The sequence below is a fragment of the Beijerinckiaceae bacterium genome (assembly GCA_004564215.1).
In the GTDB taxonomy this organism is placed as follows: domain Bacteria; phylum Pseudomonadota; class Alphaproteobacteria; order Rhizobiales; family Beijerinckiaceae; genus Methylocapsa.
In genome coordinates this window covers 1185007-1203541 of sequence record CP024846.1, presented here as the reverse complement: position 1 = coordinate 1203541, position 18535 = coordinate 1185007, and the positions used below count along the sequence as shown (strand labels likewise).

The 18535-nt window shown below is 58.7% G+C and carries 14 protein-coding genes; 3 read left to right on the top strand and 11 right to left on the bottom strand.

Annotated features, from left to right (window positions below; translation table 11 throughout):
* Window positions 1-25: 25 nt before the first annotated feature.
* The 9 genes from CU048_05615 to ccoN all read right to left on the bottom strand — a co-directional run bounded on the left by CU048_05615 (window position 26) and on the right by ccoN (window position 9054).
* Complete coding sequence (locus tag CU048_05615; GenBank protein ID QBR70836.1) at window positions 26-1150, bottom strand: hypothetical protein; 1125 nt, start codon at window positions 1148-1150, stop codon at window positions 26-28.
* Window positions 1147-1296 (bottom strand): cbb3-type cytochrome oxidase assembly protein CcoS, encoded by a 150-nt coding sequence (ccoS, locus tag CU048_05610; protein ID QBR70835.1) that lies wholly within the window; start codon window positions 1294-1296, stop codon window positions 1147-1149. Before ccoS ends, CU048_05615 begins: the two co-directional genes overlap by 4 nt.
* Window positions 1293-3551 (bottom strand): copper-translocating P-type ATPase, encoded by a 2259-nt coding sequence (locus CU048_05605; GenBank protein ID QBR70834.1) that lies wholly within the window; start codon window positions 3549-3551, stop codon window positions 1293-1295. Before CU048_05605 ends, ccoS begins: the two co-directional genes overlap by 4 nt.
* A gap of 8 nt (window positions 3552-3559) precedes the next feature.
* Entirely contained in the window at window positions 3560-4015 is a 456-nt protein-coding gene (locus CU048_05600; GenBank protein QBR72694.1) for a nitrogen fixation protein FixH, read from the bottom strand.
* A gap of 67 nt (window positions 4016-4082) precedes the next feature.
* Window positions 4083-5537, bottom strand: a complete 1455-nt coding sequence (gene ccoG, locus CU048_05595; GenBank protein QBR70833.1) for a cytochrome c oxidase accessory protein CcoG — start codon at window positions 5535-5537, stop codon at window positions 4083-4085.
* Between the two features lie 33 nt (window positions 5538-5570).
* Entirely contained in the window at window positions 5571-6452 is an 882-nt protein-coding gene (ccoP, locus tag CU048_05590) for a cytochrome-c oxidase, cbb3-type subunit III (protein QBR70832.1), read from the bottom strand.
* 3 nt (window positions 6453-6455) lie between these two features.
* A complete protein-coding gene (locus CU048_05585; GenBank protein QBR70831.1) occupies window positions 6456-6608 on the bottom strand; it encodes a CcoQ/FixQ family Cbb3-type cytochrome c oxidase assembly chaperone in 153 nt (50 codons plus the stop codon).
* Between the two features lie 9 nt (window positions 6609-6617).
* A complete protein-coding gene (ccoO, locus tag CU048_05580) occupies window positions 6618-7373 on the bottom strand; it encodes a cytochrome-c oxidase, cbb3-type subunit II (GenBank protein ID QBR70830.1) in 756 nt (251 codons plus the stop codon).
* 10 nt (window positions 7374-7383) lie between these two features.
* Window positions 7384-9054 (bottom strand): cytochrome-c oxidase, cbb3-type subunit I, encoded by a 1671-nt coding sequence (gene ccoN / locus CU048_05575; protein QBR70829.1) that lies wholly within the window; start codon window positions 9052-9054, stop codon window positions 7384-7386.
* Between the two features lie 307 nt (window positions 9055-9361).
* Here ccoN and CU048_05570 point away from each other — a divergent pair, with 307 nt between their 5' ends.
* Window positions 9362-10492 (top strand): hypothetical protein, encoded by a 1131-nt coding sequence (locus CU048_05570; GenBank protein QBR72693.1) that lies wholly within the window; start codon window positions 9362-9364, stop codon window positions 10490-10492.
* 108 nt (window positions 10493-10600) lie between these two features.
* The gene (locus CU048_05565; GenBank protein ID QBR70828.1) at window positions 10601-11140 is read left to right on the top strand and encodes an aldehyde-activating protein; all 540 of its coding nucleotides are present in this window, start codon (window positions 10601-10603) and stop codon (window positions 11138-11140) included.
* 555 nt (window positions 11141-11695) lie between these two features.
* On the opposite strand, the gene CU048_05560 is transcribed toward CU048_05565, so the two are convergent.
* Both CU048_05560 and CU048_05555 read right to left on the bottom strand, forming a co-directional pair.
* Window positions 11696-13522, bottom strand: a complete 1827-nt coding sequence (locus CU048_05560; GenBank protein QBR70827.1) for a peroxidase — start codon at window positions 13520-13522, stop codon at window positions 11696-11698.
* A 219-nt stretch (window positions 13523-13741) separates the two neighbouring features.
* A complete protein-coding gene (locus tag CU048_05555) occupies window positions 13742-14833 on the bottom strand; it encodes a gluconolactonase (protein QBR72692.1) in 1092 nt (363 codons plus the stop codon).
* Window positions 14834-15437: 604 nt separating this feature from the next.
* Between CU048_05555 and CU048_05550 the strand changes: the two genes are divergently transcribed.
* Window positions 15438-18509: a transcriptional regulator gene (locus CU048_05550; protein ID QBR70826.1), complete on the top strand. Its 3072-nt coding sequence runs from the start codon at window positions 15438-15440 to the stop codon at window positions 18507-18509.
* Window positions 18510-18535 lie beyond the last annotated feature (26 nt).

Here is an 18535-nt window from a genome sequence, read left to right as displayed (position 1 = left end):
CGGCAGCGCGCGAACAAGCAGCTCCCTAGGCAAGCGCCCCCGCCAAAAGCGCGCCGCAGATCGCGCCCGAGAACAGGCCGAAATCATGCAGCGCGAGCAACAAGCGGGGCGGGGCGCCCCGCTTGTGGATCCAAAGCGTTGCGCCCAGCGTGGCGAGCGACCACCCGCAGCCAGCTATTATGAGGGTGAAATCAAACCCAGGCGCCGTCGTCTGGAAACGCGCCGCGACGCAGCCCAGCGCCAAGAGCGCGAGCCCCGCGCCCACAGTCCGCGCTTCGCGGGGACGCCATCCCGTCGCACCGATCGCGGCTGCCGGGGCATACATCGCAAGGACATGCAGCGAGATTGCGCTGGAGGCGGCTCCAAGGCCAAGCCCGCAGCCCGCCATCAGTAGCGGCGCGCCAGCCATGAGCCAAGTCATGCCCAGCCACGCCAATGCCGCCGCCACGCTGATGACCACAAAGCGGCGTGTATCACTGCCCCGCCAGCCTCGCTCCGTTTCGGCAAGTTCGATGCCGGCGGGAAGCCAAAGGGCGAGCGTCAACACGCCAAGTTGCGCCAGCCCGGCCCCGATCAGAACGGCGGCGGGAGCCAGGGGGCCCGCCACTTCCTGGGCAACGCGGATGATCGCGGGGGCAGCGATCGCGGCCAGACTTGCGGCGCCGAGAACAAGCGTGATCGCGCGGGCACCCGCTTGTGTCCCGCTCGCCGCCGCATGACGGTAAAACAGCCCAAAGCCCTGGGCTGTGCCGAGCCAGAATGCACCGAGGCAAAGACCCGCGAACTGGCCCGCGGCAATTCCCCACGCACCGAGAGCCGCGCCCGCCACGCCAAGGCTCGCGCCAAGCGCGAAGGACGAGCGGCGACCGAATTTGCCAGGCAAAACGGAGGCCGGAAAGCTCGCCAAGGCCGCGCCGATGAGCATCAGAACGAAGGGTATCGTCGAGGCCGCGGGCGAGGGCGCGAGGATTGCTCCAGCCAATGGCAATACGGCGAATGCCAGCACTTGAGCGACGATGGAAAAGCTGAAACTCGCCGCAATGAGCGCGAGCGCGGGCACGCGGACGCCGGGCGTTGTTTCATCCGGCGGGTCGATGTCGCAGGCACATGCCAGCAATCCGGCGCGGCCTCGCTGCGTGATCTTACTCACGGCGAGAGATCGTCGTCGGAAAGAACCCGCACGGCCGAACCGTCAAGATCCTCATATTGTCCATTGCGGAGCGACCACAGAAAGGCGACAAGGCCGAGTAGACCAAGCGATAAGGCCAAGGGCACAAGGACGAGCAGAATCGTCATGACAAGGCCTCGTTGAGGTGGCCGGGGCGGCTTGTCGAGGTGGGCAGGGGCTCAAGACCAGACGGTCCTAAAGGGCTGCTCCCATGCCTGGCTCGAAGCGCATTCAGTGTGACGATGACCGATGACCCCGACATGGCGGCGGCGGCGATCAGTGGTGTCGCAAGGCCCGACATGGCGAGCGGAACCGCGACCGAATTATAGAGGACGGCAAACCATAAATTCTGCCGCATGAGGGTCTTCGCCTGGCGGGCGATGTCGATGGCCGCGACGACGGGGGCAAGCCGGTCACCGAGGAAAAGTGCGTCGGCGGCCGCCTGTGTGATACCAGAGGCAAAAATCGGTGACAGGGAGGCGTGCGCAGCGGCAAGAGCCGGCGCGTCGTTCATCCCATCGCCGACCATGAGGACCTTGCGGCCCTGCGCTTTCAGCCTGGCAAGAAAGGCGACCTTGTCCGCAGGTTTGAATTGGGCGTGCCAATCGCTCAGTCCGAGATCATGGGCGCAGGCTTGCACCGCGGGCGCGCGGTCGCCCGAAACCACGATAATGGGGAGGTTCCGCGATCGTAGCGCCGCAATGACCTCCACCGCGTCGGGACGAAGCCTCTGCCGAATGCGGAAAACAGCGCAGTTGGCACCCTGTCGAAACGCAATAACGGAGGCCTCGGGATATAAATCGCGTGAACGATCCGCCTCGTCTTCGAGATCGCAAAATCCGGCGTCGCCGAGCCGCGCTTCGACCCCGTCGATGATCGCGCGAACGCCTTGGCCCGGCTCCTCGTGGCAATCTTCAACTGGTACGCGATTGCGCGCCAAAGTCGCGAGCGCCCGCGCGAGCGGATGGCGGCTCGATAGAGCCAACCGCGCCGCGAGTTCGACAGTCTGCGGCACCACCTCGTCGGCATTGGCGATGCCCGCTTCTGGCAGGGTCAGGGTCCCTGTCTTGTCGAACACAATTGTATCGATTTCGGCCATGCGCTCAATCGCGTCGCCCGCGTTGAGCAAGACTCCCGACCGGAACAGGGCTCCTGCGGCAACGACCTGAACGGCGGGGACGGCGAGCGCCAAAGCGCAAGGACAGGTGATTATCAGCACTGTGATCGCCGTGACGATCGCGTCATGCGCGGAGGCGCCGGCGAGGAGCCAGCCCAAGGCGGTCAAAATGGCCGTTGCGTGGACGACCGGCGCGTAGAGCCGCGCCGCCCGGTCGGCCAGTTGCACATAGCGAGTCTTTTGCGAGACCGCGCTTTCCGTCAGCCTTTCAATCTCGTCAAGCAGCGTGCCGCCCGCGACAGCGCGCACACGAATTTGAAGGGCGCCGCTGAAATTCAGCGTTCCGGCGTAAACCTCGGTTCCGACCGAGGCGATTGAGAAGGCGGTCTCCCCGGTCACAAGACTCTGGTCGATCTCCGAATGCCCTGAGACGACGGTGCCATCGACCGGGACGCGCTCGCCTGGGCCGACGAGCACGAGTTCACCGGCCGCCAATGCCGCGGCGGGAACGGTGGTCATTGCACCGCTCGGCCCGATTCGTAACGCGGTGGGAGCACGGAGCGCCGAGAGATTTGCCGCAAAGGCTCGCGTCTTTCGCCGCATCGCGTGGTCGAGATAGCGGCCGGCAAGCAGAAAGACGAGCAGCATGATCGCGCTGTCGAAATAGGCATGCTCGGCGTGGTGGGCGGTCTCGACCACCGACATAGACAGGGCGAGAAGAATCCCTAGGGAAATCGGGACGTCCATATTGAGCGCCCTGGCGCGAATGGCCCGGATGGCGCTGCGAAAGAAGGGTTGTCCGGCAAAGGCGGCGGCGGGGAGTACGATAAGTCCGGACAGCCAGTGGAAGAAATCCCGCGTCTCCGGCGTGATGTCGCTGACATTGCCAGCCCAGACCGCGACCGAGAGCAGCATGATATTCATGGCGGCAAAGACCGCGACCGCCAGGCAGCGCAAAAGCCATCGCGCCTGCGCGCTTTCGGCATCCTCGCCCGCCTGCGATGCAAAAGGATGGGCGCGGTAGCCGAGCGCGGCGAGGTCATCGACAATTCGCGCTGGATCGAACGCTGGATCCGTCCATTCCACGAATAGGCGACGATCCGTAAAATTCACGCGGGCACGAGTGATCCCCGGCAGCTTGGCCAATGCGCTCTCGATGGCGCGGAGCGACGCGGCATCCACGATTCCCTCAACCGCGAGGTCTATGTGCGCCGAACCATCCTCACGATGCTGGATGAGCGAAGAGAGATCGAGCGCCAATGTCATTGCATCCTCTAATGCAACAAAACGCGGTTCTTCGAGCGGAACATGGGTGCTCCATCTCGACTGGCCTCCAGCAGCAAATCCCACTGACCGGCATTGGCGGCGACGCTCCCGGAGTAGACGCCTGGGCCGGCCTCGGCAAGCATAAGATGCTTGTCGAGTTTTTTGTCGGCCGGCGAGTCGAGCTCGCCCGCGAAGGCGAGCCCCGTCACCGGCAACTGCGCAGCGTCCCTCACGACAACTTCCACCAGAGCGGCGCCACCGATGTTGCGTGAAACGCTGGCGGAAACCTTCCAGCCCAGAGCTTCCTGCTCCCGCGCAGCTTCGATATCCTTGTTAAATGCAAGCCCATGTTCGTAAGGGCTTGCTTCCTGTTCGCCGCGGAACGTGGAGACCGCATAATGGATCATCACCGCGTTGACGCCAGCAACGACACCAAAAAAATTGAGCAGGAGCGTCAGAACCATCCAACCGCGGAGCGTGAAGCCGGCGGTTTGCATGACATCGTTCCTCGACATGCGTCTCACTCCTTTGTCATGGTGCTATAAAATTATCCGTCGTCATTGCTTTTTCGCCGCTGGCCACGTCAACCACCGTGAATGCGAGGTCTTGCTTCGGCGGCGGATGCGTAGCGCCCGGCACGGTCACAAGCATGCGCAGTTCGCGGATCTGATCTGGCCCAACCTCAACAACTGGCCAGCCATCGGCGCCCTTCGTGGCACCCACCGCTTCGACATGCGCGGGGTCGAAACCGGCCGCCTCGATTGCAAACCGACGTGCCATTGGCTTGCGGTTGACGATGTGAAGGGTCAGTGCATTGCGGATGGAGCCATCGGCGGTTTTGACGAACATCGGATTGCGATCGTGCATGGCGCTGACCGACAGGTTCGTGCGGTTTGCCAGGGCCAACAGCATGACCGCTCCCACCAATGCAATAATGGTCCCATATAAAACGGTCCGGCTGCGGATCGGCTTAAAGATATTCGCTTTTCCTGCGACGCGACGCGCGACATTGACGTCCGTGTCATAGGCGATGAGGCGCGGCGGGCGGCCGATTTTTTCCATGATACTGTCGCAAGCGTCGATGCAAAGTCCGCATTGGATACAGCCTAGGTTTGCTCCCTGGCGAATGTCGACGCCCGTCGGACAGACCGCCACGCATTGGCTGCAGTCAATGCAATCGCCGGGATGTTCGCCTTTTGCCCGCAGGGCCAAGGATTTTTTGAACGAGGTCCGCGGTTCGCCCCGATCAAGACGATACATGACATTTAGCGCATATTCGTCGGTGAGGGCCGCCTGAATGCGGGGCCAAGGACACATGTAAAGGCACACTTGCTCCCGCATGAAGCCGGCCAGGACATAGGTCGTGAAGGTGAGGATGCCGATCCAAACATAAGAAACAACCGGCGCCTGGAAAGTTGCCAGATCATGCACCAGCGTTGGAGCATCGGCGAAATAATTGACCCAGGCGCCGCCGGTCCACCACGCAATCATGAGCCAAGTAAAATGCTTGAGGGTTTTTTCTCGAACCCGTGCAAGCGTCCAGGGACCCGCGTCCTTCAGCATCCGCTCGCGCCGGTCTCCCTCGATGAGGCGTTCCGTTGCCAGGAAAAGATCGGTCCAGATCGTTTGAGGGCAGAGATAGCCACACCAGACGCGCCCCGCCAAGGCGTTCATCAGGAACAGGGTCATCGCTGCCAAGATCAGCAGCCCAGTGAGGTAGTAGACTTCCTGCGGCCAGATTTCGATGAAGAAGAAATAGAATTTCCGGTGCGCAAGATCCACCAGGACGGCCTGCGATGGCTCATTCGGACCACGGTTCCAACGCACGAAAGGCAGGAGATAATAAATGCCCAGCGTGACAATCAGGAGAGCCCATTTGATCCGGCGGTAAACACCGTGCACGCGTTGCGGATAGACCTTCGGCGCCGATACGTAAAGCGGCAGATCGGGGCTATCGTCCTGCGTTTGGAGTTGAACCGTCGTCACGTCAGCATACTTTCGCTTTCATGCCCAGGGGGCTCACTTTCCACCGCCGAGGGTGTGGACATAGATTGTGAGGGCCTTGATGGTTGTTGGGTCGAGCCGGCCTGACCAGGCCGGCATAACCCCGCCGCCACCGTTTTGGATACGATCGATGATGGCGGCTTTGGAAGGTCCGTAGAGCCAGACCTGGGTCGTCAGATTTGGTGCGCCTAGCTCGACATTCCCCTTGCCATCTTCGCCATGACAGGTCGCGCAGTTTTGGCCGAAGAGACGCTGCCCCTCAGCGAGATCCGCGCTTTGCGGAGGCGCATTGCCGGACCATGTGCGGACGTAGTCGGCGACATTCGCGATTTCGGACTTAGACAATAAGGAGTCGCGTCCGAAAGCAGGCATCGCGGACGCATGGGTTTCGGGATCGGCGTCCCATCTGACCCCATGCGTGATCGTTGTCTGTATGGCCTCAAGAGTTCCGCCCCAAATCCAGCGGTCGGCGTTGAGATTGGGGTAGCCTTTGGATCCTTGCCCGCCGGCCCCATGGCAGGTCGAACAATGAAGTGCGAAGGCCGCGCTGCCTTGGGCGCGGGCGAAAGCCAAAAGCTCAGGCGAATTTTCGATCTTGGCCAGCGAGGCGGTGGCGATGCTTTCGTTCATGTCGCCGCGCAGGGCTTTCAGTTCATTCAGATCCTCGCCAATCGCGACGCGGGAACTCCAATTGGCAAGACCATGCGTGTAGCCGTTGAGGAGCGGCCAGGCGGGATAGACCAGCCAATAGCCGATAGCCCAGACGATGCAGGCATAAAATGTGTTGAGCCACCAGCGCGGCAAAGGCGTGTTGAGCTCTTTGATGCCGTCCCACTCGTGGCCCGTGGTTGGCGTTCCACTATGAGCGTCGATTTCGCCATGTTTTTGCTCGGGCATGGCTTAATCCTCTCTCAACGGAATACGAGCGGCTTCATCGAATGCGTGGCGGTTGGACGGCAGCAGGGCGTAAACCAATGCGATAAAGAAGATCACCCCGAAATAGGCGACGCCCCAGGCGGCCGCGAACTGGCGCCAACTCTCATATGTCGACATGACTCCGCCTCATCTGATATTGGCCTTATCGTCGTAAATCTTGAAATCTATCTGCGTCCCGAGACGCTGCAGATAGGCGATGAGCGCATCGGCCTCGGTCAGCCTGCCTTTGTCGGCGCCAAGATCGCGTATGATCGCCTTTGGATAGCGTTTCTGAAATTCCGCCGTGCCGGGACCCTCGGCCGTGCCCTGCGCTTTGAGATCGGCTTGCCCGTTCTTGATCATCTCAGGCGAGTAAGGCACGCCGGTCACGGCGAGTGCCTTTAGATCGTCACTGATATGGGCACCGTCCAAATTGGTTCCCTCAAGGAAAGCGTAGCCTGGCATGATCGAGCCGGGCACAACCGAACGGGGATCCCGCAAATGCTCGCGTTGCCAATCGTCCGAATATTTTCCACCGACTCGCGCGAGGTCCGGCCCGTTGCGCTTTGAGCCCCATTGGAAGGGATGGTCATACATGCTTTCGGCAGCCAGCGAGTAATGACCATAGCGCTCGACCTCGTCGCGGAGGGGACGGATCATTTGCGAGTGACAGGTGTAGCAGCCTTCCCTCACATAGATGTTGAAGCCGGCGAGTTCGAGCGGCGTATAGGGCCGTACGCCATCGACCTTCTCGATTGTGCTCTTGAGGTAGAACAGCGGGATCACCTCGACGAGCCCGCCGATCGAGATCACCAAAAGGATTCCGAGCACAAGCAGGATCGAGTTCTTCTCGATGACTTGGAAGCGGACCCAAAACGAGCGGCTTTGGCTGGAGCTGGTCACGTCTTTTCTCCTACTCTGCCGCGGCAAAGCGAATTTTGGCGGCAGCGCTTTCTTCCGGAACCGCGCAGGCGTCGGGCGAGGCGATTGTCTTGAAGAGATTGAACGCCATCAGCAACGCCCCGACGAGGAAGAGAAATCCGCCGAACGCCCGGATCTCATACATTGGGTGCAACGCTTCGGTGGTTTCAACGAAGGAATATTCGAGAAAGCCGAGCGCGGTATAAGCGCGCCACATCAGGCCTTGCATGATGCCGGCGACCCACATGGACGAGACGTAAAACACGATTCCAATCGTCGAAATCCAGAAATGCCAATTGACCAGCTTCAGCGAATACAGCCCCTTGCGGTTCCACAACCAGGGAACCATGCAATAAAGCGCTCCGAACGAGACAAAGCCGACCCAGCCGAGGCTGCCTGAATGCACGTGGCCAATCCCCCAATCGGTATAATGGCTGAGTGAGTTGACCGACTTGATCGACATGAGCGGCCCCTCGAAGGTGGACATGCCATAGAAGGCGACGGAGACCACCAGCATGCGCAGGACGGGGTCGGTTCTGAGCTTGTCCCAAGCGCCCGAGAGGGTCATCAAACCGTTGATCATGCCGCCCCAGGAGGGCATCCAAAGAATGATCGAAAAGGTCATGCCGAGCGTCTGCGCCCAATCCGGCAGCGCGGTGTAATGCAGATGATGCGGGCCGGCCCAGATGTAGAGAAAAATCAGCGACCAGAAATGCACGATGGATAGCCGATAGGAATAGATCGGCCGATCGGCGCGCTTGGGCACGAAGTAATACATGATGGCCAGGAAGCCGGCTGTAAGAAAGAAGCCGACGGCGTTATGGCCGTACCACCATTGGATCATAGCATCCTGCACGCCCGACCAGACGATATAGGATTTCGATGAATAGATAGACACCGGAATGGCGGCATTATTGGCCAGCACAAGCACCGCGATTGTGACGATAAAGGCGAGATAGAACCAGTTCGCCACATAGATGTGCGGCTCCGCGCGCTTCATGATCGTCGCGAGAAAGACAAGGAAATAGGTGACCCAGATGACGACAAGAAGAATATCGGCATACCATTCGGGCTCGGCATATTCCTTTGAGTGGGTGATACCCAGGAGGTAGCCCGTGCCAGCGATGAGGATGAAAACATTATAGCCGACCGCCACAAACCAGGGCGCGAGATCACCCGCGAGGCGGGCGCGGCATGTCCGCTGCACGACATAGAAAGAGGTCGCCAGCAGTATGTTGCCGCCAAAGGCGAAGATCACTGCTGAAGTATGGAGCGGCCGCAATCTTCCGAAGTTGATCCATGGCAGGTCGAGATTGAACGCCGGGAAGGCAAGCTCCAGAGAAAGATAGAGCCCGACCGTGAAGCCCGCGATCCCCCAAAAAATGGCGGCGATGGTGCAGAGTTTCACCGGGCCGAAGTTATAATTCGGTCGCCCGCTGATTGTTTGCGCCGGCGGCGCGGCGTCGCGGACGGAATAGCGCTTGAAAATTGCGAAAACGGCCAGAGCGCTCGCCAGGCAGATCAATACCAAGTGGAACGCGTAAGGAAGGGTATAGGCTTTCGGGGCAATCGCTCCTGCAAACAAAGCCAGAGCAGTCAAGCTGATCATGAGCCCAACTTCGCCAAAGGTCATTCTTTTGGCGGGAGATATGGTTTGTGCCATGGATGGAGCCCTGTTCGCGCACGTGGAACGGATCCATGAGGCGAGCGTCATGGATCGCGTGAACGCCTTTCCGTCACCTTGCGGGAAGGCTCGCTGCGGGGCGTTGATGCAAATCAAACCGGCCAGGGGCAAAAAAGCGCGGCTTGTCACTCAGTTACCGTGTTGCGTCACTTTGCTTGGAGTTGGCCGTCGAACGAGCAAATCCAGGGTCGCGCGAGGCTTCCGCGTTTACGGACTTGCGCTCATGCCGTGTAAGGTTGGCCCCTATGGCCGAATCAGGATCGGCTTGCTGCATCGGGAAGAAGGAATGAGTCGCATCGCAACGGCTTGGACATCGCTCCATTCCTATATTTTGAACCTCGGGCCCCAACTGCGGCTGTGCCTGAGGGTAACGATCGCCGCGCTGTTAAGCTTCGCTCTTGGAAAATCTCTGAACATCCCGTTCGGGGGGTTGTGGGCGGTGATGACGGCTGTGGTCGTGACGCAGATGAGCGTCGGCGGATCCGTGAAGGCGACCATCGAGTATTTGACGGGTACGCTGGGCGGAGCGATTTACGCCGGCGTCATTGCGGTACTTGTTCGACCTTCGGATGAAGTTTCGCTTTTGATCGGTCTGGCAGCGGCGGTGGCTCCGCTTGCTTTACTTGCAGCCGTGAACCCCAATTTCCGGGTCGCTCCATTTACCGCTGTGATCGTGGTGGTCGGATCCTCGGTGACCCATGCTGGTCCCGTGGATTCGGCGGTTTATCGGGTCATCGAGGTTGGGATCGGCAGCGTCATCGGCCTTTCGGTCTCTTTTTTGGTATTTCCGGCACGGGCTCATCGTCTGGCCATCGAATCGGCCGCTCGGATGCTTGATCTTATGGCTGAGGTTCTGCCCGAGCTGCTCGCCGGATTCACGGAAAAAGCCGATGCGGCGCTTATCTCGCAGAAACAGCAAAGCATCGGCCAAGCCTACATCCGCTTGGCGGCGGTCGCGGCCGAGGCTGCGCGCGAACGGCTGAGCTATTTTACCTCGGAACCCGACACGACCCCGCTTTTGCGGGCGCTGCTGAGGCTACGTCACGATTTTGTCATGATTGGTCGGGCAGCGGCGGTGCCGTATTCGGACATTTTTCAGGCGCGACTTGGGCAACCCCTTTCAAGAGTATGCGACGCAGCGGCGGGATATTTGCGCGGAAGCGGCGCAGCGCTCCTCGCAAGGCAGAAGCCGCCTCCGCTCGATGGTGTCCATGCAGCCTTCGACGGCTATGAAGCCGAGATCGCGGCATTACGCCGCGATGGCCTCACGCGGGATCTGTCTGGCGACGCGGTGGAACGATTTTTTGCTCTCGGTTTCGCGCTGGAACAATTGCATCGCGATTTCGAGGATCTCGAAGACTGTATTTGCGACCATGCTCGCTCGGCCAAAAACACCGCCCAGAAGCGAGCCGGTTAAGCCCCCGGCCCGCAGGCTGGAAAAGCCTGCGGACGCATCCGATCAAACCTCTTCCTCCCGTGCTCTTGCAATGCTATTCGACCGCACGCTGCGATCTGAGGAGGAAACATGAGCGAGATTTGGCTGCGCACCGGCGAGGCGACGGTTCTGGCTGCGGAGGGGCAATTCACCGATGCCATGCCCGAGGTGATGATCGGCCATGTCAAGGGTCCCGTGGGGCACGCTTTTGCCGGCATGGCGGGGCAGGCCGCGGGTCATCCGCGCATGTTCGTCATCCGCGACCTCAATCAATTGGTGCGCCCGGCGACCATGATGACCACCAAGATGACGGTGCGCTCCAGTGACTATGTCGAATTGCTGGGCGGAATTGTGCAGGCGGCGACGGGAGACGCGATCGTCGATTGCCTCGTTGAAGGCATTCTCTCGAAAGAGCACGCAGAAGAGCTTTGCATGATCATCATGGTCTGGCTCGATCCGCGCTGCGCGACGGATGCGAACCTCGACAAGCGCGACCTCTACCGCACCAACTACGAGGCAACGAAACTCGCTATTGCGCGCGCTTTAAAGGGGGAGCCAACGGTCGACGATCTGATCAGCAATCGTAAGACAATCAGCCACTACGCGATGGAAGGCGTTTTCGAGGAATAATCGCGTGTGATCGGAAACGACCAAGCCGGCTTCAATATAGCCGCGGTTGTTGCTGCTATTTCCACATGAAGAACGCGAAAAACCAAGCCGCGAAAAGGCATATCAAGTAGGAAAGGGTAGGCGGAAGCGTACCCACAAAGAACCAGCTCATTCCTGCTCCTCAATAGCTTTGGCAATAGAATTTGATGCCTGGTATAGGCCGAAACCAAGCAGAAACATGCCCGGACTACCGAGTGCAGCTACCGCTGGCTAGATCACGAACCCTAAACCGCTCATGAACACCTACAGGTCGCGGGAGTTTCAAGTCAAACAATTGCGGCGACGCATTTTGTCGCGCTTATGAACGGTCTGGGTGATCGAGGGACGTGATCTAGGCTTCCCAACGGAGCTCAATGTCGAGCTTCTTGGCTGCGTGATCGAGTTTTGGTCGATCAGCACTTAACGAGAGGGGCCGGATCGCTCCCGTTGCTTTAAGAATGTGCTGACAACTCGTCAACGCCCTTAAAAGGCCGGCACCGCTTCAGCCAAGGCGGAATTGACGAGTTGCGCCATGTTTCAGCTTCCCGATTTCGGCCAAGGGAAGAAGCTGTTTGGAACAGCAGACAGAATCGGGGCAAGAGACGGCGCGTGCCGCAACAGCACTTCCCGCATACCGTTTTTTTCGACCCAGTCGATTCCAACGGGCGTGTAGACTTCGGGAGTATAATCGACCGTCAGAAATCGATCACTTTTAATTCGTCGGTTCGCCATTATGATGAAGATTCGAAACGCTGTGTCGGATATTGCAAAGCCGGGAGGCTTGGACTCCGCAAGTGTACCGGTAAGCAGGTCGACGCGTTCGACGTCCCCATAAACTTCCTTCAGTTCGCGCTGCCATTGCTCGTTGTTCGTGAGTTCCTCGAAGGTTTTGGGCACGCTCATCCGCAGCATACGGCGAAAAGCACAATAGCGGGGCACACCACGTTCCCTGTCGCGAAGAATGTCGGTTGCCGCAAGGTCCGTGAGGATACCCTCGGTGATCTTCTCTGGCAGCCTGCGAAGATCCGCTGGATAATTGTGGAGTTCGAGCGCGCCGGGAAAGCTTGTGCCCAAGCTGTAGAGCACATCCTCGAATGGCAGGTCGCGATGGGCTCTTGTTGTACCTCCGGCGAACAGATCTTTAAGTGTGCAGGACAACCGCTCGCTATCGTCGATGTGCTTCCGGAACGAGAATTTGTCGGGGAGCAATGAGTGCATCCGATAGACGGCGGTAAATTCCTCGGTGATGGCATAAGGCGTATCATATTGCTCCTGCGGCGATCCGGGAATGCCATCGAGCAACTCGTAATGGAACAGCCGGCCGAAGACTTTGAAAAATGTCTCGCCAAGCAGGCCCCACCAACCGCTACGCATTGCAAAGCGCAGGACTGGTGTATTGAGCAATGCGGGCGTCCATTCGGTCACATGAATTTTGACGATCAGCGCGGCGGTAATCAGCCGAGCCTTCTGGAATAGCCATTCGCCATCCTGGCCTGGGTATTCTTCCCGTAAACGTGCAGCAATCGCATTGTGTTCGCGCGCAAACAGAGTATGCATGGCGGACAACCCTATCCACCAATTGCCGTTGATGGCCGCCAGCTCCTGTTCTTTATCCCCGTTCGCCGGCTTTGGATCGAGGGGGAGATGGCCAGTCTTGTCCAAATGCAGCTTGCCCTCCGGGAGCAGTTCCGTTTCTCCACTGCGTACCTGGTGCTGCATTTCGAGATCGGATCCATAAATCTGTGACCCGTCCCACCAGTGGGTGACCATGTTCCGAAATGTTGCCGGCCGTCCATTGTCTGCCGGGCCTCCGCGGTCATCCGGGCAGGTACGCAGGATCGTCATTTCCGGTTTTGGCCAATCGTCACCTTTCGGCACGGGAAAGCAATGCGGAGGATTGTCCTTGTCATTGACGCCATGACTCATCCAGTCATGGACCATGAATTGTAACCACGCCACCAAGAGCACATTGACGGTATCGGCCGGCACAAATTGGCGGCGTGCGAGAAGCACGCGGCTGATGAGTCGTGGATTGGGTTCGTAGAGACATGGCGGCTTCTCGGCGTAAGTTTGTTCGAGCGGAGCGTTACGCCCGAAGCGTGTCTTCGCCATTCCCATCCATGTGTCTGTTGGATCGTTGAAGCTGCCATCGGCCGTTCGGCAATGGCGAACGTCTAAATTGACAGGGGGCGGCGGGTCGGGCGGCGCGGTCTCAGTATTGAAAAGATTCTGCCAGCGCAGATCGCTACGCAACGCAAAGAGATTTGCGACGGAAAGTACAAAGGGCAGCCGATACCACACGCGATACCGGTTGATCGCACGAAAACCGGCTGCGAAAATTCGCTCTAAGGATTTGGCTGCCATGTCATCCCCCTTTACATGGCCGTTGCCGCTATTGACCCATCCACCCACCGGCCGTTTGGTTTTGGATGGGCCTATTAGCTGACTGCTGAAAATTCACTTGATCGACGAAGATGGTAATAGGCGATAGCGATGCCTGCATCATGCAAGCGGATGAGGCCGCCAGATTTATTGCGTCGTCGACGGTCCGACAGGTTCAACGGAAATTGTTGGACCGTGCGATTATTTGATCTGCTGCCAGTTTGGCAGTGTTGCCAAACTTTTTTGCACGAGTGAGCCGAAATACAGATCGCCATCGACTTCAGTGACTTGCGTGATGTAGTCATAAGCGCCGTCACCCTTATACTGAAGGTTCGCCACAAGCTGGCCATTCAAGTCGTAAGCCATGGCCATGGCGCGACGATTTATGGGAACGTCTATCAATGCCTGCACCCGCATAATTATTTTTCGCAAAAAAGGAGAGCCTGAAAGAGAATCGATCATCTTGTCGCGGGGGACAGGTAACGCGATCCAGACACGATCCGTGCCGTTGAAACTGATATTGTCGGGAAACCCGGGCAGGTTATCGACAAACACTTCGGTCTGGCCAAAGCGGCTCTGGTTCAGCCAGATTCGCAATATGCGATAGGAACCGGATTCATTTAAAAGCAGATAGGAGTCGTCCGGCCCGAGGACGACCCCATTTGCGAAATTGATCCCGTCCTTGACAAGCGCGATTTTGCCGTTGGCGAGGTCATATCGAAACAGTCGTCCGTGCCCACCATGTTCGACGATGTCTTCGCGATCGTGACCATAGCCCCATTTGCTCGACGCATCGGTGAAGTAGGCATTGCGGCCTGCTGTGTCTACGGCAACGTTGTCGACAAACTTAAACGGCACGCCATCGGCTTCAGTGGCAAGCACTTCGGGAGCCGCGCCGTTCGAGCGAATGCGAAGCAGCCCTTTGAGCGCATCGGCAACCAACACACTGCCGTCGGGGCAAATCGCCAAACCTAAAGGGCGTCCACCCGTATTTCCGAAAACTTCCAACATTTGGCCATCGCGGCCGATACGGACCACGGCGCCGTCACTAAACCCGGTCAAGAAATCGCCCCTGGAAGGATCGATCACAAGCGCCTCAGGCCCGGTTCCAATACCGATCGCGATGGGTCGAACCCTCTTCAGCCGATCATTACCGGCATAAGGCCCGCTCTCCAACGATGGCGCCTCTGGGGCCTTCCAAGGAGAGGGTTCTCCCTTGGTCGGCATGAACAGCAGATAGGCCAAGAAAACGCCGACAACACAAAGGCCTGCAACGATGTACCACTTTGTCATGCTCCCCCCATTTTTGGTCCGACGCTCGGGTCGATCCATCCGCGCGATCCTTCGCCAAAGCGCGGCTCCGCGCGAATCGATCCTGACGGCGCGTATTGTCATCGCTCCCCAACCACCTCCAGCCGTCGTGTGGGGTCCGGCGTTTTACGCCGCCGGGAGGGAAAACTGCGAGCACATCCTCAAGAGACATCGCCAACAAGCTGGGTTTCGTCACGGTGAGACACGCGAGGCGCTGTGCTTCACCGCAAATCCGCCAGTGTTCGCAGCGGCCGTTGCCAAGGATTGCGTTCAAAAGCAATTGCCTGCCTGGTCCCGAGCACAAATGACATTGCCGGTGAGCCCGATCATATGACGAAAGCCTATCATAGCTCCCGTGCCCCCGCATCGGACACACGTTCGAGATTGAGCCGCCGCCCCGGTTCCGTCGCGCGACCACACCGCCGACAGGATTAGAGAGGGTGCCGCAGCCAAAAAGCGCAAATCAAACAAGGGATAGGCGAACCGGTCCGGTCCGGCGAGGGGGATAGCCGAGCATTTTGAAACACCCTTACATTCTGCCGAGTTTTTCTATAAATTTCACTTATGACGCGCTCAGGGGGACGCCGTGAACGAGAAACCCCGCAGCATTGTTTTCAGTGAGTTCCGATTAGATCCGGACAATGCTCTACTTTGGCGGGGACAGGATCGTGTCGCGCTGGCGCCAAAGCCCTTCGACGTGTTGTGCCACCTAGTCGGGCGAGCCGGCAAACTGGTGACCAAGGACGAACTGCTCGACGTCGTCTGGCCCAATATTAATGTTGGCGAATCGTCTTTGAGCGTCACGATCAATGCGCTCCGCTTTGCGCTCGGCGACGATCCCAAGGCGCCGCGTTATATCGAAACCGTGACACGGCGAGGCTACCGCTTCATTGCGCCTGTTTCCGTGGACCTTCCGCAGGCGCCCGAGCGGCCTGCCAGGGAATGGTCTTCGCCACCGTCCCAACCCTCCGGTCTGCCGTCTCCGCCCCGTCCGCGGTGGTGGGTTGGCCGCTCGGGTCCGCTCGAAGCGTTGGAGGATTTGTTTCAACGCGCGGTCAGAGGAGAGCGGCAACTCGTCTTCGTCACGGGTGAGGTCGGGATCGGAAAGACGACGCTCACCCAAATGTTGATTGAGCGCATGTTGGCCCGCGGAGTCCGCGTTTTGTTGGGCAGTTGTGTCGAACATTTCGGAACCGATGAAGCATTTCTACCTTTGATCGAAGCACTGCAGGATCGCTGCACCGGAGACGATGCGCCTGTTCTCCTGAAGGCTTTGAGGGATCATGCACCGACTTGGCTCGCACAGATCCCGGGTTTCCTGAGCGGCAATGAGCAGGCGGAACTGCGGAAGGAGGTATTTGGCGCCACCCGAGAGCGGATGCTCCGCGAGTTTTGCGAGTTGCTGGAGGTTCTGAGCGCAGAGTCGCCTTTGGTGATCATTGTCGACGATTTGCATTGGACCGACTATGCGACTTTGGATGTTTTGTCGCGATTTGCGAGGCGAAATAAAAAAGCCTCCGTCTTGTTTGTCGCGACCTTCCGGCCGATCGACGTCAGGATCGTCAATCATCCGACATGGAAGCTGCACCAGGACTTACAGGTTCACGGGCTCTCCACGGAGATCGCGCTCGACAGGCTTTCGCAAGCCGAGGTCGAGCAATATCTGCTCCTGCGATTCGATGACGCTGAGATCGCGCACACTTTAGCGACGCGGATATTTCCGCGCAGCGAAGGTCAGCCGCTGTTTGTGGTTTCCCTCGTCGGTGACTTGATCGCACAGGAGGAAATTATTGAAGTTGAAGGGCGCTGGCGGCTGGCCTTGCGTTCGCCGACCTCCCAAAGCTGCCTTTCGTACGACCTCAGGGAAATGATAGGAGGCCAGATCGATCGCTTGACCACCGACGAACAACGGCTTGTTGAGGCCGCGAGCGTGGCGGGTATTGAATTCTCCGCAGCGACGCTCGTCGGCGCGATGAACCAAAGCATTTCTGAGGTGGAAGTCATTTGCGAGGCGTTGGTACGGAAAGGTCAGATGTTGACCGCCAGTGGGATCGCCGAGTGGCCAAACGGGACTGTCGCCGGGCATTATTCTTTTCTGCATAGCCTCTACCAGGAGGTTCTCTATCAGCGGCTTGCGCCGGGACAACGGGCCCAGCTTCACCGGCAAATCGGTGAAATGTTGGAGGAAGGCTACGGAGATCAAACAGCCGAAATCGCCTCCGTTCTTGCGCTACATTTTGAGGATGGCCGCGACTTTGCGAAAGCCGTGCGTTATTTTGCCCAGGCCGCCGACAATTCGTCGCAGCGCTTCAGCCACAATGAAGCAGCGACCTACATCACGCGCGCATTGAATCTGGTCGCTCGCTTACCGTTGGAAAATCAATTGACGGCGCGGATCCTGCTCCTGCAACGCAGAGCCTGGATCAGGCGATCATCCGGAGACTTTCGTGGCTCCATCGAGGATCTTCACAGCTTGATCTCCTGCGCGGCCGAGGCAAAAGAGGTCTGCTCGGAAATCAACGGCTTGATCGATCTTAGTCGCTTCTATCTCTATGTCGACCGGCTGCAATGCCTGCAGTTCGCAGAGCGGGCCCTGGCAAAGAGCCAAGACATTGACGAGGGTGCCTTCAAGGCCGTGGCGCGAGGGAATAGTGCAAACTTAAATCTTATGTTGAAAGGCTGGAGTGACGAGGACGCGGAAGTTTGTCGCCAGGTGCTGACGATGATAGTCGACGCTCGCGACCCCCGCGTCTTGTTGCGGCGCTGTTCGATCGCCTGTGTGCTTTACTATTCGGCCTCGAATTACGCGGAGAGCTGCCTTGCTGCAAAGGAGGGCAGGCAGTTGGCGCAAGCGATCGGGGATGAATATTATTATATCGTATTCAACTCAATGGTCGCATTTTCGCTTTTGCATCTCGGCGACTGGGGCGCCCTGCGCCAATGCGTGGCTGAAGCGCTGGAAATAACGGAAAAAAATGCCAATCGCCAGGGCATCGCTCTCTGCCGCCTAACGCTCGGATGGTTGCATGCGGAGGCGTTGGACTTTGCGGGCGCGAGACAGATCTGCGACGAAGCTCTCGATCCGGAAGTCGAAGCAAATCCATTCAGCTTGTTCATCGGCCGAAATCTCTTGGCGAAGGCATGCCTCGGCCTACGGGATTATCCGGCGGCACTTGCGCAATTCAACGAAATAAAGCGTCAGATAGGCATCGACCGCGCGGCAATGGATGCGACGATCTATCCTCATTATCATTACAACTTTAGCCAATATTGGATTGAGGTTGGCGATTTGACCTCCGCGCGGGAAGAAGCGATGCGGCTCCAAGAAATTACGCAGGCGCCCCCGGAACGCACTTACCTCGCACTGTCGCATAGGCTACTCGCAAGAATCGCGATGGCCGAGCAGAATTTTGAGGATGCCGAAATTCATATCTCGCGGGCGATCTCGATCGTCGAACAAGCGAAGCTGCCACTTGCCGCTTGGCGCGTTTTTGCAACGGCGGCAAATCTGCATGAGAGTGCCGGAGATGAAGCGAAAGCGGACGAGATGCGACGTCTTTCTTATCAGGTCATAAAAGAACTGTCAGAAACCCTCGATCACGACGATCCATTGCGGGAATCTCTATTGGCCGGCTATGCGACGGAGGCACTCCGTTAGGAAGTTTGCCCCCCTTTGCGGGCTCG

Excerpts from the sequence above, each read along its gene's own strand:
- CU048_05605 (QBR70834.1), bottom strand. The coding sequence starts at position 3,551 with ATGACATTGGCGCTCGATCTCTCTTCGCTCATCCAGCATCGTGAGGAT.
- ccoP (QBR70832.1), bottom strand. The coding sequence starts at position 6,452 with ATGCCCGAGCAAAAACATGGCGAAATCGACGCTCATAGTGGAACGCCA.
- CU048_05570 (QBR72693.1), top strand. The coding sequence starts at position 9,362 with ATGAGTCGCATCGCAACGGCTTGGACATCGCTCCATTCCTATATTTTG.
- CU048_05600 (QBR72694.1), bottom strand. The coding sequence starts at position 4,015 with ATGGTTCTGACGCTCCTGCTCAATTTTTTTGGTGTCGTTGCTGGCGTC.
- ccoN (QBR70829.1), bottom strand. The coding sequence starts at position 9,054 with ATGGCACAAACCATATCTCCCGCCAAAAGAATGACCTTTGGCGAAGTT.
- ccoS (QBR70835.1), bottom strand. The coding sequence starts at position 1,296 with ATGACGATTCTGCTCGTCCTTGTGCCCTTGGCCTTATCGCTTGGTCTA.
- CU048_05585 (QBR70831.1), bottom strand. The coding sequence starts at position 6,608 with ATGTCGACATATGAGAGTTGGCGCCAGTTCGCGGCCGCCTGGGGCGTC.
- CU048_05555 (QBR72692.1), bottom strand. The coding sequence starts at position 14,833 with ATGACAAAGTGGTACATCGTTGCAGGCCTTTGTGTTGTCGGCGTTTTC.
- CU048_05565 (QBR70828.1), top strand. The coding sequence starts at position 10,601 with ATGAGCGAGATTTGGCTGCGCACCGGCGAGGCGACGGTTCTGGCTGCG.
- CU048_05560 (QBR70827.1), bottom strand. The coding sequence starts at position 13,522 with ATGGCAGCCAAATCCTTAGAGCGAATTTTCGCAGCCGGTTTTCGTGCG.